Source organism: Pseudorhodobacter sp. E13 (assembly GCF_003991405.1).
GTDB lineage: Bacteria > Pseudomonadota > Alphaproteobacteria > Rhodobacterales > Rhodobacteraceae > Pseudorhodobacter.
In genome coordinates this window covers 163,039-177,268 of record NZ_RPEN01000156.1, presented here as the reverse complement: position 1 = coordinate 177,268, position 14,230 = coordinate 163,039, and the positions used below count along the sequence as shown (strand labels likewise).

Here is a 14,230-nt window from a genome sequence, read left to right as displayed (position 1 = left end):
CTAATTGGCCCCCTAGCCCAGAAAATTCGAAATCACGGCAACCCCCGGCGGGGTTGGCCCATTGAAGGCCCGCAATTCGGCCGAGGCATCCGACAAGGCCACCTCGCGCGCGATCAGGGGCGACATATCCACCGCCCCCCGCGTGATCATCTCCAACAGCGAAGGGTAGCGCCAGCTTGGCATGCCGCGCGTGCCAAACAGAGCCAGATTTTTCATGTAAACCGCATTCATGTTGATCTGCATATGGGCCGTGTGGCCCACCGGCATCCCCACCTGCACATGCCGCCCCAGCGGGCGCAAACACTCGATCGAGGCATTGGTCGTCGCCTCGATCCCCAGCGCCTCTATGCTGACCTGCGCGCCACCGCCCGTGATCTCGACAATCCGCGCGGCCACATCCCCCTGCCGCGCGTCAATCGCCGCTTCGGCCCCCAGTCCCAGCGCATGGGTCAGCTTTTCGGGCACCACATCCACCACGATCACCCGCGCGCCCAAGGCCCTCGCCAGCAACAACACCGACAGGCCAATCCCCCCGGTGCCATGCACCGCGACCCACTCGCCCGCCTGCACCGCGGCCCGCCCCGTCAGCGCATGCCACGCGGTCGTGACCCGACAGCCCAAGCCCGCCGCCACCACCGGGGACAGCGCTTCCGGCAAGCGCGCAAGGTTATGCGCAAAGGGCACCGAGACATATTCGGCAAAGGCGCCGGGTTCCACAAACCCCGGCAAACGTTGGCTTTTGCAAATGTTCTGATGCCCCGACTGGCAGTCCGGGCAGGCCCCGCACGCAAGGATAAAGGGCGCGACCAAGCGATCCCCCTGCTTCCATTTCGCCAAAGGCCCCGCCTCGACCACCTCGCCGCAATATTCATGGCCCTGAATCTGCCCCGGTTTCACGCGCGGATGCTCGCCCACCCAGCCATGCCAGTCAGACCGGCACACACCGCAGGCCAGAACCTTCAGCACAACGCCATCGGCCTCACAGGTCGGGTCCGGCACCGTCTCAAGGCTCAGGTCGGCATTATAGCTTCGTAAAACCGCTGCGCGCATCGTGGTATCCCCCATTTCCTTGCCCCAGATGAGTGGCAAAGCGGGGCAAAGGTCAAGCCTTCAATCCGGGTCAGGGCGGCCGTGGATTGTGCGCGGATTTGCACAAATCCAACCAAGTGGCACCGACCTTCCCTGCAATCTGAACAATATGACTTAAATTTGCCACAATTTAGCCTCATTTTGGAAAGGCCCGCTTTTCCAGTCGCCGCAAAAAGGAGTTGGCATATCATGGCCACACTGTCCTTCTATGCGCGCACAGTTGGAAATATTGCGAATGGCAATAAACCGGTTCTGTCAAACCTGAACCAAGCGCCGACCTTGCAACTCACCTTCACCGACGAAGGCACGGGCAATCTGAAACTGGATGCCAATAACGGGCTGCCGGACCCGAATACAAAGGTCATCATCAACGGGGTCACCATGACCTTTACCCTGACCTTTTCGGCCAATCTGCCCACGACCTCCAAATATGCCAACCTTGGTGGGGTCGATTTGCGCGGCAAGCAGGTTGCCATCATCACAGCGGCAAATGGCAAACAGTTCATCTTTGTGACCGATGGCAGCGGCACGATTGCCGCCATGAACGCTATGCCCAATGGCGCGGTGAGCGTCAGCAATGTCAATGTCACGGCGCCGGTTCTGGTGTGTTTTCTGCGCGGCACACTGATAGAAACCCCGCAAGGCCAGCAGCCAATTGAAACGCTGGCCATTGGTGATCTGGTCACGACCTATGACGGGCGGGCCTTGCCGCTGCGCTGGATCGGCAGGCGCAAGGTCAGCGCCGCAGAGCTGCTGTTCTACCCCGATCTGCGCCCTGTCGTGCTGCCGCAGGATATGTTCGGCCCCGGCCTGCCCGCGCGGCGGCTCAAGCTGTCAGGCTCTCATCGGCTGGCCATCGGCGGTTGGGAAACCGAGTTGCTGTTCGGCTATGACATTGCGCTGATGCGCGCCAATCACCTGCTGGGCCCCAGCGCCTTGCCCGGTGAAAAACCGCGCCGCGTCAACCCCGGTCGGGGTATCGAGTATTTCCACCTGCTGTTTGATGAACATGCGTTGGTGCTGGCAAATGGCTTGGCCTGCGAAAGCTTTCAACTTGGCGCGCGCGGGGAATTGGCGCTGGAGGCGGAGGATATGGCCGCACTTGGCCGCGCCTGCCCCGGCCAGACCCTTGCGGATTTGCTGGCCCGGCCCGATTGCCTGCCCAGCCTGAAAGCCATGCAAACCGCAGCGCTGCTGACTTGGGCCGGCGCTGCTGACCAACCCGCAGATGCCTCACCGCTTTGCCACATGACAAACCCCTCAGACCTTGCGGCCTGAGGGGATCAGCATCACGCGCGGCGCGGTTTTGGGTCAGGCAATCTCGACCGAGTATTTCTCGATCACCGTATTGGCCAGCAGCTTTTCGCACATGGCCTTTACCTCGGCCTCTGCCGCGGCTTTGTCGGTGGCTGTCAGGTCCAGTTCGATCACCTTGCCCTGACGCACGGCCTGCACACCGTCAAATCCCAAAGTGCCCAGCGCATGGCGCACCGCTTCGCCCTGCGGGTCCAGAACACCGTCTTTGAGCATGATATGAACACGAGCTTTCATGGCTGGGGCCTTTCAGTTGATCAAGGTGGGCTTGGTTGTATGCGTGACATTGGTGGGCAAAACCCCCAAGCGCCGCGCGAGTTCGGTGTAAACATCGGCCAGCGGGATCGGTTCGCGCAACTGGCCCTCACGCTCGGCAAGGTCGAGGCCGCGGATATCCCAAAGGCGGCAACTGTCGGGGCTGATCTCATCGGCGACGATCAGCCGCATGAAATCGCCTTCCCAGACGCGGCCAATCTCCAGCCGAAAATCGGCAAGGCGGATGCCCGCGCCCAGCATTACACCGGTCAGAAAATCATTCACCCGCAGCGACAATGCGATGATATCATCAAGGTCTTGCTGATTGGCCCAGCCAAAAGCGACGATATGTTCCTCGGACACCAGCGGATTGCCCAGCTTTTCGTCCTTGAAGTAATATTCCACAATCGGGCGCGGCAGCGGCGTGCCAACCGGAATGCCAAGCCGTTCGGTCATGCCGCCTGCCGCATAATTGCGCACCACAATCTCCAGCGGCAAAATCTCGGCCATGCGGACCATCTGTTCGCGCATGTTCAGACGCTTGATGAAATGCGTGGGCACGCCGATGCTGTTCAGCCCGGCCATGAAGAATTCCGACAAACGGTTGTTCAGCACACCTTTGCCTTCGACAGCCGCTTGCGGCGGCGTCGCGGCATCCAGACCGTCATCCTTGAAATACTGGATCAGGGTGCCCGGCTCCGGCCCTTCGTAAAGGATCTTGGCCTTCCCCTCATATACCTTCTTGCGGCGTGCCATGACGTCCCCGAATGACTTGAGGGCCAGACGACGCGCCGCCATCCACCCCCTGTTACCCGCGCTATAGTGTATGCCAGCCCCGCTCGCAAGGCAGCGATCCATCCGATGCCACGGCTGCCCCCTTGCAGCACAGGGCGGAGAAGGGCATATCAGGGATAACCAAACCAAAGGGAAGGGCCATTCCATGTCCACATTCGATGACCGCGAACGCGCTTTTGAGGCGAAATTCGCCCATGACGCCGAAATGCAATTCCGCGCCGAGGCACGCTGCAACAAGCTTGTGGGCCTGTGGGCGGCTGAAATGCTGGGCAAATCCGGGCAGGACGCGGCAGATTACGCCATGACCGTGGTGGCCGCCGATTTCGAAGAGGCCGGAAATGAAGATGTGGTGCGCAAACTGGCCGCCGATCTGGAAGGCAAAGCCACCGCAGATGAGATTCGCGCCAAACTTTCCGCGACCCTCGCTGTCGCCAAAGCCCAATTGATGAGCGAGCTTTAAGCGCGTCTTGCCAAAGCTGACGTGAATTCAGGGGGCATGCAGCGCATGCACCTTTTGTCTGGCCGTTCCGCCCCCTGGGCAGGCCCGAAATACCCTGACAATTTGACCTGTTAAGCCGCTGTGAACCCTCATCTTCGTAGTCTTGGCTACGGGGAATGTGGTCGGGGGTTTTACATGATACGCAGCATCAACGGGCGCCTGTCGCGCCGCGTGCAGGGATGGTCTGGCGCACGGCTGGCGCTGCGGCTTGGCTTGGCCGCAGGGGTCACGGCGCTGTTTTTGGGGCTGCTGTCGCGGCAACTGGCAACACTGGATACAGCAGCGGTCAGCACGGCAATCACAACCGTCACCCTGCCCCAATGGGTGCTGGCGCTTGGCGCAACCGCGCTCAGCTTTTGGGCCGTGGGCCAATATGACGCCACGCTGCATCGGCACCTTTCGACAGGGGAAAGCGAAAAACCGGCCCGGCGGGCAGGCATGGCCGCGATTGCGCTGGGGCAAACCTTGGGCCTTGGCGTGCTGACCGGGGCCTTGGTGCGGTGGCGGATGCTGCCGGACTTGTCGCTGATCGCGGCCAGCAAACTATCTGCGGCGGTCACGCTGTCCTTTCTGTTCGGCTGGTCGATGATCACCGCGCTGGTGTTTTTGCTGCTGCCGACAGGGCCAGCAACCCCACTGGCCGCTGCGGTTGTTCTGGCGGGGGTGGCGGTCTGCCTGCTTTGCCTGATCGCACCGCGACTGCGGAACGCGGGGCGCGTGCTTGCCTTTCCAAATATCTTCACAACCTGTCGTATCCTGTTGTTTTCGCTTGTCGATACGGTTGCCGCTTGTGCCGCGCTCTGGTTGCTTTGCCCGCCGGATCTGGCCTTGCCCTTCGCCGCGCTTCTTCCGGCCTATTTGCTGGCGCTGGGGGCGGGGCTGATTTCAGGCACCCCCGGCGGCGTTGGCGCGTTTGAAATGACCTTACTCGCTGCCCTGCCCGCTGTGCCGCAACCCGATCTGATCGCCGCCGTTCTGGCCTTCCGCATGGTCTATTACGCCTTGCCCGCAACCCTTGCGGCGGCTGCGGCACTGGCCACACCAATGCGCGCCGCGCAAACTGCACCGCCCGCGCGCCTGTTGCCCTGCGCCCCGGCAGAGGCAGGGCTGCTGGCGCAAAACCAACTTGACCTGCACAGCCTCGGCCCCGCGACACAGGCGATTGCGGCCAGAACGCCGCATGCGCTGGTGATGCTGCTGGACCCGTTCGGCGATGCAACCCGGCCCAGCGCCTTGCATGCCTTCCACCGCAAAGCCCGCGCGGCGGCGCGTGTGCCTTGCCTGTATAAATGCTCGGCCCGCATGGCTGTGGCGGCGCGCGCGGCGGGCTGGCATGTCGCCCCTGTCGCCGCCGAGGCGTGGCTTTTCCCGCAGCACTTCACCCTTTCCACGCCAGCCCGCGCCGCCCTGCGCCGCAAATTGCGCAAAGCGGCGCAGGCCGGGGTTCAAACCCGCGCCCTTGGACCTGCCGACTGGCCCGCCCTGCCCGCAATCGCGGCAGCTTGGGCAGCGGCCAACGGGGGGGAGCGGGGGTTCTCCATGGGCCGCTTTGATCCCGGTTATGCCGCCCAGCAACGGCTGTTCGGGGCCTTTGCGGGGGGTGAATTGCTGGCCTTCGTCAGCTTTCACCACAATGCGCAGGAATGGGTGCTTGACCTGATGCGCCATGCGCCCGGCACGCCGGATGGCACCGCCTATGCCCTGATCGTGCAGGCGCTGGAGGCTGCCACTGACGCAGCCATCCCGCGCCTGTCCTTGGCCGCCGCCCCCCGCCTGCCCGAGGTGGCACCGCCCCTGCGCCGCCTTGTGCCCACAACCGCCCGCGGCCTGTGCCAGTTCAAGGCCAGCTTCGCGCCATTCTGGCAACCGCTCTATATCGCCGCCCCCAATCGCGCCGCCCTCTCGCTCGCGGGGGCAGAGATTTACCGCGCCATCCACAGCCCACCACCGCTGCAAAGCCATTGCCCGGCCAGCCCGCCACAGTTTGGGTTTGCCTCCCCCGGTCAGCCATGGCAAACAGAGGCAAAATAACGGCCTCCCACAGGGGCGGCCCCGTAGGCATAGGGCAAAACCGATATGAGCAACGCACTGACAAAACTGCTGGAAAGCCGTGAGTGGCTGCTGGCCGATGGCGCAACCGGAACCAACCTGTTCAACATGGGGCTGGAATCCGGCGAGCCGCCGGAATTCTGGAACACCGAAAAGCCCGACAATATCCGCAAACTCTATAAGGGCGCGGTGGATGCGGGCTCTGACATCTTTCTGACCAACAGCTTTGGTGGCAATGCCAGCCGCCTGAAACTGCACAAGGCCCAAAACCGCGTGCTGGAACTTAACCGCATCGCCGCTGAAATCGCGCGTGAGGTGGCCGATGCCGCCGGGCGTCCGATCGTCGTTGCAGGCTCAGTCGGCCCCACGGGTGAGATTTTTGAACCCATGGGCACGCTGACCCATGCCGCAGCGGTCGAGATGTTCCACGAACAGGCCGAAGGGCTGAAAGCGGGCGGGGCCGATGTGCTTTGGGTCGAAACCATTTCCGCGCCCGAAGAATACCGCGCCGCGGCCGAGGCCGCCAAACTGGCCGGAATGCCCTGGTGCGGCACCATGAGCTTTGACACCGCAGGCCGCACCATGATGGGCACCACCTCTGCCGCCATGGTGGATATGGTCGAAAAGCTGGACTATCCGCCGCTGGCCTTCGGGGCCAATTGCGGCGTCGGCGCCTCGGACCTGATGCGCACGATGCTGGGCTTTGTCGCCCAAGGGTCGGAACGCCCGCTGATCGCCAAGGGCAATGCTGGCATCCCGAAATATCACGATGGCCATATCCACTACGATGGCACGCCGGAACTGATGGCGGAATATGCCGTTCTGGCCCGTGACGCAGGCGTCAAAATCATCGGCGGTTGCTGCGGCACCATGCCCGAGCATCTGAAAGCCATGCGTGCCGCCCTCGAATCCCGCCCCAAAGGCCCGCGCCCGACGCTGGAACAAATCAGCGCAGCGCTTGGCGGATTCTCCTCTGCTTCCGATGGCACCGGCGATGACGCGGGCGCACCCAAGCGTGAACGTCGGGGCGGCCGCCGCGGCTAACCCCTGTTGGGGGGCAAACAAACGCCCCCCAAATTCATCTGGTCATAAACACCCAATACGATGTGCGCAGCAAACGCACAGCCCGCCTGCGGCCCTAGCGCGTTTCGCGTTAGAACAGGCTTAGCTGATCCCCTGCTTGGGCGGGTGCTGCGAACAGATCGAAGCGCAGCGGAGCCAGCCGCAGATCCAAGCCCAACCGCGCCAAAGCCACATCAAACCGCTTGGCAATCAACGCGGCCCAAATCCCGTTGCCGCGCATCCGCGTGCCAAACCCCGCGTCATAGACCGCACCACCATGCAACGCCGCCAGCCGGGCCAGCACCTTCTCGGCCCGCCCCGGCGCATGCGTGGCCAGCCAATCGCGAAACAGACCCTGCACCTCGCCCGGCAGGCGCAGCAAAATCCAACTGGCCGCCACCGCCCCTGCATCGCGCGCGGCCTCCAGTATCGCCTCCATCTCCGGGTCGGTCAGCCCCGGTATCACCGGGGCCACCATCACCCGCACCGGAACACCCGCCGCAGACAGACGCCGGATCATCGCCAAGCGCCGCGCGGGGGCCGGCGCACGCGGTTCCAAAGCGCGGCTCAAACCCGCATCCAGCGTGGTCATCGACACCCCAACCCGCACCAATCCCTGCGCCGCCATCGGCCCCAGAATATCCAGATCCCGCTCAATCAACGTGCCTTTGGTCGTTATCGCCACCGGATGCCGGAACTCGGCCAAAACCCCAAGCACCGCGCGCATCACACCATGCTCCGCCTCGATCGGTTGATAGGGGTCGGTATTGGTGCCAATCGCTATCACCGCAGGCCGGTAAGATTTCACCCGCAACTCCTGCGCCAGCACCGCCTCCAGCCCGGGCCGCGCGATCAGCTTGGTTTCAAAATCCAGCCCCGGCGACAGGTTCAGATAGGCATGGCTGGGGCGCGCATAGCAATAGGCGCAGCCATGCTCACAACCCCGATAGGGGTTGACCGAGCGATCAAACGGCAGATCGGGCGAGCGGTTGTAACTGATGGCCGAGCGCGCGCGTTCCAATCGCACCTCGGTGCGCAGCAAAGCTGCTTCCTCCTCGCTCCATCCGTCATCGACCGCCAAGCGCGACAGCCCTTCAAACCGCCCGGAGGCGTTCGAGGCCACCCCCCGCGCCCGCGCCCGAACCAAGCGCGAAACCGTTCCCATCTCATGCTCAACCTGCGTCATGGCGACACACTAGAACGAAAACGGAACAAATACCAGCAAATCGCAACATCAAATTGCAACTTGTCGGCTTTCACCCTACCAATGTCGTAAACCGAAAAGTGGTTCGCGGGCTTTGCGACCATTCAGCAATAAACGACCGCGCAGGAGCATGCCATGTCTGACGACGAAATCATCCTTTCCGAACTTTCTGATGACGAACTGGTCCTGCAAATGCACGACGACCTTTACGATGGCCTGAAAGAGGAAATCGAAGAAGGCGTCAACATCCTGATCGAACGCGGCTGGGCCCCCTATGATGCGCTGACCAAGGCGCTTGTGGCAGGCATGACCATTGTCGGCGCCGATTTCCGCGATGGCATCCTGTTCGTGCCCGAAGTGCTGCTGGCGGCCAATGCGATGAAAGGTGGCATGGCCATCCTGAAACCGCTGCTGATCGCGACCGGCGCGCCGCGCATGGGCAAAATGGTGATCGGCACCGTCAAAGGCGATATCCACGACATCGGCAAGAACCTTGTCGGCATGATGATGGAAGGCGCCGGGTTTGAGGTCAAAGACCTTGGCATCAACAACTCGGTCGATGCCTATCTGGAGGCATTGGAATCGGAAAAGCCCGATATCCTTGGCATGTCGGCCCTGCTGACCACGACCATGCCCTATATGAAAGTCGTGATCGACACGCTGAACGAAAAAGGCATGCGCGATGATTATATCGTGCTGGTCGGCGGCGCGCCTTTGAACGAAGAATTCGGCAAGGCCATTGGCGCAGACGCCTATTGCCGCGATGCCGCCGTGGCCGTGGAAACCGCAAAGGCACTGGTGGCGCGCAAGCACAACCAAGCCAACGCCTGATCTGCGCTTTCGCCGCAGCCCAAAACCCCGGCCAGCGCCGGGGTTTGTTCATGCCTAAGATCATTTCTTTTCAAAGGTTATACGCACCGCATCCGTTCACGCCTGAAATCTTTGATTTCAGCCACCTTTTGCCAATAAGGATGGAAGAAGAAGCGCTGCCCCCCCTCAACAGCTTGCACAACCCTGCATGCGCGTCGGTTTCACCGGTTGGTAGCCCTGCACCAACACGCGGTTCATCCCGCCTTGCACATCCACAATCTCACCTTTGAACAAAGGGGCGATTTGCTGCGCTGCCCGCGATGTGCGGTTGCCCGAGCGGCAGATCAACCCGATCCGCTGCCCCGGCTTCAGCTTTGGCGCCACCACCTGCAAAAACGCCTCGGGCGTGCTATAGGTCAGCAGCAGCGCGCCTTCGACCACGCCGCTTTGCTTCCATTCCTCGGGCGTGCGAATATCGACCAGAAACAGGCTGTCATCCGAGGCGAGCGCCTGCCCCGTCAGCGGCTCCAGCATCACATTTTGCGCGGCTGCCGTTTGTGTCAGATTGGCAAGCCCGAACAGCACCGCGCCCAAGACCACCGCCGCCCCCAGAACATACCCCCATATCGACATGCGTCTGCCCTTCCTGTTGCGGCGCTTCCATTACATTCAAGTTTTCATATACGTTATCATCAACGCCTGCAAGCCCAGCCCACAGGCCCCGGCAGGAAACCCGCCGAAACAGCGCGCCCGGCCAGAAACCACGCATGAAAAACCCGCGATCAAAATCTTAATCGCGGGTTAATTTTTTCAATGAAGTCGTTTCATTTCAGCATCTTGCCACGCACTCCGCGCGCGATTCCGCGCTGTGGACTCGCAGCCTCACCCCGCGATTTTATCCTGCGTCTTCGTCGCAAAATCACCGGCATCGTGACGCTCATGAAGCTGCAATTCCGGCTCGCCAAAGGCCCGGTTGACCATCCGGCCCCGCTTCACCGCCGGGCGGGCGTCAATCTTTTGCGCCCAGTCCATCACATGCGTGTAAGAGGCCACATCAAGGAACTCTGCCGCGCCATATTGGCGGCCCAGCACCAACTGCCCATACCACGCCCAGATCGCGATATCAGCGATGCTGTAATCCTCGCCCGCGATATAGGGGCGGGTGGCAAGCTCCCGGTCCAGCACATCCAACTGCCGCTTCACCTCCATCGCGAAGCGGTCGATCGGATACTGCCATTTTTCCGGCGCATAAGCATAGAAATGCCCGAAACCGCCGCCCAAATAAGGGGCCGACCCCATCTGCCAGAACAGCCAGTTCAGGCATTCCACCCGCCCGGCCCCGCTGGGCAGAAAGGCCCCGAATTTCTCGGCCAGATGCAGCAAGATCGCGCCGCTTTCAAACACCCGCAGCGGTTCCGCGCCCGAATGGTCCATGAGCGCCGGAATCTTGGAATTCGGGTTCACCTCGACAAAGCCCGAACCGAACTGATCGCCATCCGCGATGCGGATCAGCCAGGCATCATATTCCGCGCCCTTATGGCCGGCTTCCAGCAACTCCTCAAACATCACTGTGACTTTCACGCCATTGGGCGTGGCAAGGGAATAAAGCTGGAACGGGTGCTTGCCCACGGGCAGCGCCTTGTCATGCGTGGCCCCCGCGATGGGGCGGTTCAGCTTGGCCCAGGTGCCACCGTTTTCGCTGTCCCATGTCCAGACTTTTGGGGGGGTATATTCGGCCATGTTCTGCTCCTGTGAAATGGGTTTGCACCTTTAAACCGCAATCGCGCCCCGCAAACCATAGCCATTGACGCATTCAGCGATCAAGCCGCCGTGTTCACCGCTTGGCTTCCGCCTGCGGCCCGCCTAGGTTTGACGGGAACAACCCAAAGGCCCCGCCATGCCCGCCCGCGTTCTGATCTGGTTACTGCTGATCGTCATCCTTGCCGCCGCCGCAACTGTTCTGGCGGCGCAAATCTTTGGCTTGCCCATGGCCGTTCTGGGCGTGGTCTTTGCCGGGGCCGCCCTTGGCCTGCGGCTGTGGATGGACCGGAAATGACCGCGCTGGATGACAAAACCCTGACCGAAGAAGGCCTGCCCCCCTGCGGCGCGGGCCGGGTGTTGCTGATCGCCTGCGGGGCCTTGGCGCATGAAATCCTTGCCCTGAAACGATTGAACCACTGGGACCATCTTGACCTGCAATGCCTGCCCGCCAATCTGCACCTTTGGCCCGACCGCATCCCCGCCGCCGTAGAGAAATCCGTCACCGAACACCGCCGCGATTATGCCGATATCTTCGTGGTCTATGCTGATTGCGGCACTGGCGGGCAATTGTTCGAAATGTGCAAGAAATTGGGGGTCGAGATGATCGCAGGCCCGCATTGCTATTCGTTTTTTGAAGGGAATGAGGCCTTCGCCGAAAAGGCCGAGCAGGAATTCACCGCCTTTTACCTGACCGATTTTCTGGTGCGGCAGTTCGATGCCTTTGTCTGGAAGCCGATGGGCCTTGACCGGCACCCACAGCTTCGCGACATGTATTTCGGCAATTACACCAAGCTGGTCTATCAGGCGCAAACCAATGACCCGGCGCTGGACAAAAAGGCCGAGGACTGCGCCAGGCGCCTTGGCCTCGCCTATGAGCGGCGCTTCACCGGATACGGCGATTTGGCGCCCGCACTGGCCGCACTGAAACCCTAGCGCCCTTCCCCTGACAGGCCCCATGGTTTAGCCTGAGCCAAAGCGACGGAGGCCGCATGAATCTTGAACCCGCCCTTGCCGAATTGTCCCATCGTCTGGGCGCCCGGTTCAGCCGTGTGCCCGCCGCTTTGGCGCAATATGGGCAGTCGGAAACCCATGTGACAGGTGGCCTGCCCGATGCGGTTGTCTTTCCCCAAAGCACCGCAGAGGTCGCGATGATCGCGCGGCTTTGCGCGGCAAACGGGGTGCCGATGGTGGGCTGGGGGGCGGGCACCTCGCTGGAGGGGCATGCGCTGGCGCTGAAAGGCGGGGTGATGGTGGATTTCAGCCAGATGAACCAGATGCTGGCCGTTTATCCCGAAGATATGCTCTGTGTCGTGCAACCCGGCATCACGCGGGAAGCGCTGAATGATGCCCTGCGCGCCACGGGGCTGTTTTTTCCGGTCGATCCGGGGGCCAATGCCACGCTGGGCGGTATGGCCGCCACCCGCGCCAGCGGCACCACGGCGGTGAAATACGGCACCATGCGCGACAATGTGCTGGGGCTGGAGGTGGTTCTGGCCGATGGCCGCACCATCCGCACCGGCACCTCGGCGCCGAAATCCTCGGCGGGGTATGACCTGACGGCGCTGTTTGTCGGCTCCGAAGGCACACTTGGCCTGACCACCGAGCTGACGCTGCGCCTGCATGGCCAGCCAGAGGCGGTTTCGGCGGCGGTTTGCGCCTTTCCCAGCATCGCGGATGCGGTGGATTGCGTGATTGCCACCATTCAAAGCGGTATCCCGATGGCCCGGATCGAATTTCTGGATCAAGCTTCGGTAGAGGCCTGCAACGCCTGGGCCGGCACCAGCCTGACGGTAGAACCGCAATTGATGGTGGAATTCCACGGCTCCCCCGCGGGGGTGCAGGAGCAGACCGAACGCTTTGCCGAGATTGCCGCCGAAATGGGCTGCACTGGCTATGATTGGGCGAAAGCCACCGAAGATCGCAACAAGCTGTGGCGGATGCGGCACAATGCCTATCCCGCCATTCTGGCGCTGCGGCCCGGTGCCACGGCCCTTGTCACCGATGTTTGCGTGCCGATTTCGCGCCTTGCCGAAGCGGTGGAGGAAACCCGCGCCGATATTGCCGAAAGCCCGATCATGGGGCCAATTCTGGGCCATGTGGGAGATGGCAATTTCCACGCGATCCTGTTGGTTGACAAGGATGATCCGGCCGAAATGGCTGTGGCGCGCCGCCTGTCGAACCGCATGGTGGAACGCGCGCTGCATTTGGGCGGCACGATTACCGGGGAACATGGTATCGGCTGCGGCAAGCTGGGCTATATGGCGGCGGAACATGGCGCGGCCTGGGATGTGATGGGGCAGATCAAACGCGCGCTGGACCCGGCGAACCTGATGAATCCCGGCAAGATGGTGCGGCAGAAATGACCCCGACAAAACCCGAAGAATTCGCCCGTGCCTTTGCGCTTGCCTGGGGCGCGCGTGATGCGCCGGGGTTGGGGCAATTGCTGGCCGATGATGCCGATGTGCTAAGCCTGACAGGGGGCTGGGCCGAAGGGCGCAAAGCCGCCGAAGCCTTGTTTGCGGGCGAATGGGCCGGGGCCTTCAGCCAATCGCGGCTGGTGACGGGTAAAACCCGGCTGCGGCCTTTGGGGCCGGGCGCATCGGTGTTGCATCAACGCTTGGTGCTGTCGGGCATTGTCGATGCCCAAGGCCGCGATGCCGGGCGGATCGGGGCGATGCTGATTGCGGTGCTGGTGGCCAAGCAGGGTGGCTGGCAGGCGCTGTCGCTGCAATTCTCGGCGGTGGAGGCTTAACGCGTTTCGCAGGCTGCCTTGCGCGCTGCATCGACCACGGCGATCACCCGGTCTGCGTTTTCAGCCCGCGCAATCAGGCGCAGGGTGAACAGCGGCTCAAAGCTGTAATGACGCTCGCCAAACAGGTCTTGTGTGACTTCGGTATAATTGCGCTGCACCACGGGGCCAAATTCCCCTGCCCGCGTTCTGGTGGCCAGAACCCGGTAGTCGTCATCGGGGCGCGAGTTCTCATCGCCATTGACGATTTCGGTAAAGGCAGCTTCGGCACGGGCAATCCCATCGGCCTGCGCCTGCTTTACCTCGGCGCGCAGCGGAAAGAACAGGAAGGCGTGGCGCTGATCTTCCACCACCGACAGGTCAATATCCCGCTCCACCGCCTGCGCATCGGTATCGAAATCGCATAGGTGATGGTGGTTTTGCCAATCCATCCCTTCGATTTGGCCTGCGACATCCTCTAACAAATCGGCCCCTGTCAGGGTGTAATGCCACGCGCCGGGGCTGGCGTAATCGGTGGTTTGATGCAGGGCATCCAATTGCGCCCCGAAATCCTGCTGTGCATGGGCGGCAGAGGCAAAAAGGCCAATCAAGGCAAAGGGGTAAAGCGCAAAGTTCACAGTCATGGCAGGGCTTTCCAAGTGAC

Annotated in this window: 16 protein-coding genes; 9 read left to right on the top strand and 7 right to left on the bottom strand. The window is 62.2% G+C overall.

Annotated features, from left to right (window positions below):
* Positions 1-12: 12 nt before the first annotated feature.
* Entirely contained in the window at positions 13-1,050 is a 1,038-nt protein-coding gene (locus EGN72_RS11725) for a zinc-dependent alcohol dehydrogenase family protein (RefSeq protein WP_127047983.1), read from the bottom strand.
* Positions 1,051-1,278: 228 nt separating this feature from the next.
* On the opposite strand from EGN72_RS11725, the gene EGN72_RS11720 reads away from it, so the two are divergent.
* Complete coding sequence (locus tag EGN72_RS11720) at positions 1,279-2,367, top strand: Hint domain-containing protein (RefSeq protein WP_127047767.1); 1,089 nt, start codon at positions 1,279-1,281, stop codon at positions 2,365-2,367.
* A 33-nt stretch (positions 2,368-2,400) separates the two neighbouring features.
* On the opposite strand, the gene purS is transcribed toward EGN72_RS11720, so the two are convergent.
* Positions 2,401-2,640 (bottom strand): phosphoribosylformylglycinamidine synthase subunit PurS, encoded by a 240-nt coding sequence (gene purS, locus EGN72_RS11715; RefSeq protein ID WP_127047765.1) that lies wholly within the window; start codon positions 2,638-2,640, stop codon positions 2,401-2,403.
* Between the two features lie 12 nt (positions 2,641-2,652).
* Positions 2,653-3,414, bottom strand: a complete 762-nt coding sequence (locus EGN72_RS11710) for a phosphoribosylaminoimidazolesuccinocarboxamide synthase (RefSeq protein WP_127047763.1) — start codon at positions 3,412-3,414, stop codon at positions 2,653-2,655.
* 184 nt (positions 3,415-3,598) lie between these two features.
* Here EGN72_RS11710 and EGN72_RS11705 point away from each other — a divergent pair, with 184 nt between their 5' ends.
* The 3 genes from EGN72_RS11705 (at position 3,599) to bmt (ending at position 7,045) form a co-directional block, all read left to right on the top strand.
* Positions 3,599-3,913, top strand: coding sequence for a DUF1476 domain-containing protein (locus tag EGN72_RS11705; protein WP_127047761.1), 315 nt, complete (start codon positions 3,599-3,601; stop codon positions 3,911-3,913).
* 174 nt (positions 3,914-4,087) lie between these two features.
* Positions 4,088-5,983 carry a phosphatidylglycerol lysyltransferase domain-containing protein gene (locus tag EGN72_RS11700; protein WP_127047759.1) on the top strand — a complete coding sequence of 632 codons (1,896 nt, stop codon included), beginning with the start codon at positions 4,088-4,090 and terminating at the stop codon, positions 5,981-5,983.
* 45 nt (positions 5,984-6,028) lie between these two features.
* On the top strand, positions 6,029-7,045 hold the full coding sequence (gene bmt, locus EGN72_RS11695) for a betaine--homocysteine S-methyltransferase (RefSeq protein WP_127047757.1): 1,017 nt from the start codon (positions 6,029-6,031) through the stop codon (positions 7,043-7,045).
* A gap of 109 nt (positions 7,046-7,154) precedes the next feature.
* Here the strand turns inward: bmt and EGN72_RS11690 are convergent, their stop codons facing one another.
* Entirely contained in the window at positions 7,155-8,249 is a 1,095-nt protein-coding gene (locus tag EGN72_RS11690; RefSeq protein ID WP_233587120.1) for a PA0069 family radical SAM protein, read from the bottom strand.
* Between the two features lie 153 nt (positions 8,250-8,402).
* Between EGN72_RS11690 and EGN72_RS11685 the strand changes: the two genes are divergently transcribed.
* Positions 8,403-9,098, top strand: coding sequence for a B12-binding domain-containing protein (locus EGN72_RS11685; RefSeq protein WP_127047755.1), 696 nt, complete (start codon positions 8,403-8,405; stop codon positions 9,096-9,098).
* A 165-nt stretch (positions 9,099-9,263) separates the two neighbouring features.
* On the opposite strand, the gene EGN72_RS11680 is transcribed toward EGN72_RS11685, so the two are convergent.
* Both EGN72_RS11680 and yghU read right to left on the bottom strand, forming a co-directional pair.
* Positions 9,264-9,710, bottom strand: coding sequence for a rhodanese-like domain-containing protein (locus tag EGN72_RS11680; protein ID WP_127047753.1), 447 nt, complete (start codon positions 9,708-9,710; stop codon positions 9,264-9,266).
* Between the two features lie 249 nt (positions 9,711-9,959).
* Entirely contained in the window at positions 9,960-10,817 is an 858-nt protein-coding gene (gene yghU / locus EGN72_RS11675) for a glutathione-dependent disulfide-bond oxidoreductase (protein ID WP_127047751.1), read from the bottom strand.
* A 157-nt stretch (positions 10,818-10,974) separates the two neighbouring features.
* Between yghU and EGN72_RS19190 the strand changes: the two genes are divergently transcribed.
* Genes EGN72_RS19190 through EGN72_RS11660 form a run of 4 tightly spaced genes read left to right on the top strand, consistent with a single transcriptional unit; the run spans position 10,975 to position 13,590 of the window.
* A complete protein-coding gene (locus EGN72_RS19190) occupies positions 10,975-11,133 on the top strand; it encodes a hypothetical protein (RefSeq protein WP_158623183.1) in 159 nt (52 codons plus the stop codon).
* Positions 11,130-11,771, top strand: a complete 642-nt coding sequence (locus tag EGN72_RS11670; protein WP_127047749.1) for a DUF1638 domain-containing protein — start codon at positions 11,130-11,132, stop codon at positions 11,769-11,771. Before EGN72_RS19190 ends, EGN72_RS11670 begins: the two co-directional genes overlap by 4 nt.
* A gap of 56 nt (positions 11,772-11,827) precedes the next feature.
* A complete protein-coding gene (locus EGN72_RS11665; RefSeq protein ID WP_127047747.1) occupies positions 11,828-13,201 on the top strand; it encodes an FAD-binding oxidoreductase in 1,374 nt (457 codons plus the stop codon).
* Complete coding sequence (locus EGN72_RS11660; protein ID WP_127047745.1) at positions 13,198-13,590, top strand: DUF4440 domain-containing protein; 393 nt, start codon at positions 13,198-13,200, stop codon at positions 13,588-13,590. Before EGN72_RS11665 ends, EGN72_RS11660 begins: the two co-directional genes overlap by 4 nt.
* Here the strand turns inward: EGN72_RS11660 and EGN72_RS11655 are convergent.
* Positions 13,587-14,210, bottom strand: coding sequence for a hypothetical protein (locus tag EGN72_RS11655; protein ID WP_127047743.1), 624 nt, complete (start codon positions 14,208-14,210; stop codon positions 13,587-13,589). The genes EGN72_RS11660 and EGN72_RS11655 overlap by 4 nt on opposite strands.
* Positions 14,211-14,230 lie beyond the last annotated feature (20 nt).

Bases quoted from the DNA above. Each gene is read 5' to 3' on its own strand.
- EGN72_RS19190 (WP_158623183.1), top strand. From the start codon at position 10,975: ATGCCCGCCCGCGTTCTGATCTGGTTACTGCTGATCGTCATCCTTGCC.
- EGN72_RS11700 (WP_127047759.1), top strand. From the start codon at position 4,088: ATGATACGCAGCATCAACGGGCGCCTGTCGCGCCGCGTGCAGGGATGG.
- EGN72_RS11670 (WP_127047749.1), top strand. From the start codon at position 11,130: ATGACCGCGCTGGATGACAAAACCCTGACCGAAGAAGGCCTGCCCCCC.
- EGN72_RS11680 (WP_127047753.1), bottom strand. From the start codon at position 9,710: ATGTCGATATGGGGGTATGTTCTGGGGGCGGCGGTGGTCTTGGGCGCG.
- EGN72_RS11725 (WP_127047983.1), bottom strand. From the start codon at position 1,050: ATGCGCGCAGCGGTTTTACGAAGCTATAATGCCGACCTGAGCCTTGAG.
- EGN72_RS11665 (WP_127047747.1), top strand. From the start codon at position 11,828: ATGAATCTTGAACCCGCCCTTGCCGAATTGTCCCATCGTCTGGGCGCC.
- EGN72_RS11655 (WP_127047743.1), bottom strand. From the start codon at position 14,210: ATGACTGTGAACTTTGCGCTTTACCCCTTTGCCTTGATTGGCCTTTTT.
- bmt (WP_127047757.1), top strand. From the start codon at position 6,029: ATGAGCAACGCACTGACAAAACTGCTGGAAAGCCGTGAGTGGCTGCTG.
- EGN72_RS11720 (WP_127047767.1), top strand. From the start codon at position 1,279: ATGGCCACACTGTCCTTCTATGCGCGCACAGTTGGAAATATTGCGAAT.
- EGN72_RS11690 (WP_233587120.1), bottom strand. From the start codon at position 8,249: ATGACGCAGGTTGAGCATGAGATGGGAACGGTTTCGCGCTTGGTTCGG.
- purS (WP_127047765.1), bottom strand. From the start codon at position 2,640: ATGAAAGCTCGTGTTCATATCATGCTCAAAGACGGTGTTCTGGACCCG.
- EGN72_RS11660 (WP_127047745.1), top strand. From the start codon at position 13,198: ATGACCCCGACAAAACCCGAAGAATTCGCCCGTGCCTTTGCGCTTGCC.
- yghU (WP_127047751.1), bottom strand. From the start codon at position 10,817: ATGGCCGAATATACCCCCCCAAAAGTCTGGACATGGGACAGCGAAAAC.
- EGN72_RS11685 (WP_127047755.1), top strand. From the start codon at position 8,403: ATGTCTGACGACGAAATCATCCTTTCCGAACTTTCTGATGACGAACTG.
- EGN72_RS11710 (WP_127047763.1), bottom strand. From the start codon at position 3,414: ATGGCACGCCGCAAGAAGGTATATGAGGGGAAGGCCAAGATCCTTTAC.
- EGN72_RS11705 (WP_127047761.1), top strand. From the start codon at position 3,599: ATGTCCACATTCGATGACCGCGAACGCGCTTTTGAGGCGAAATTCGCC.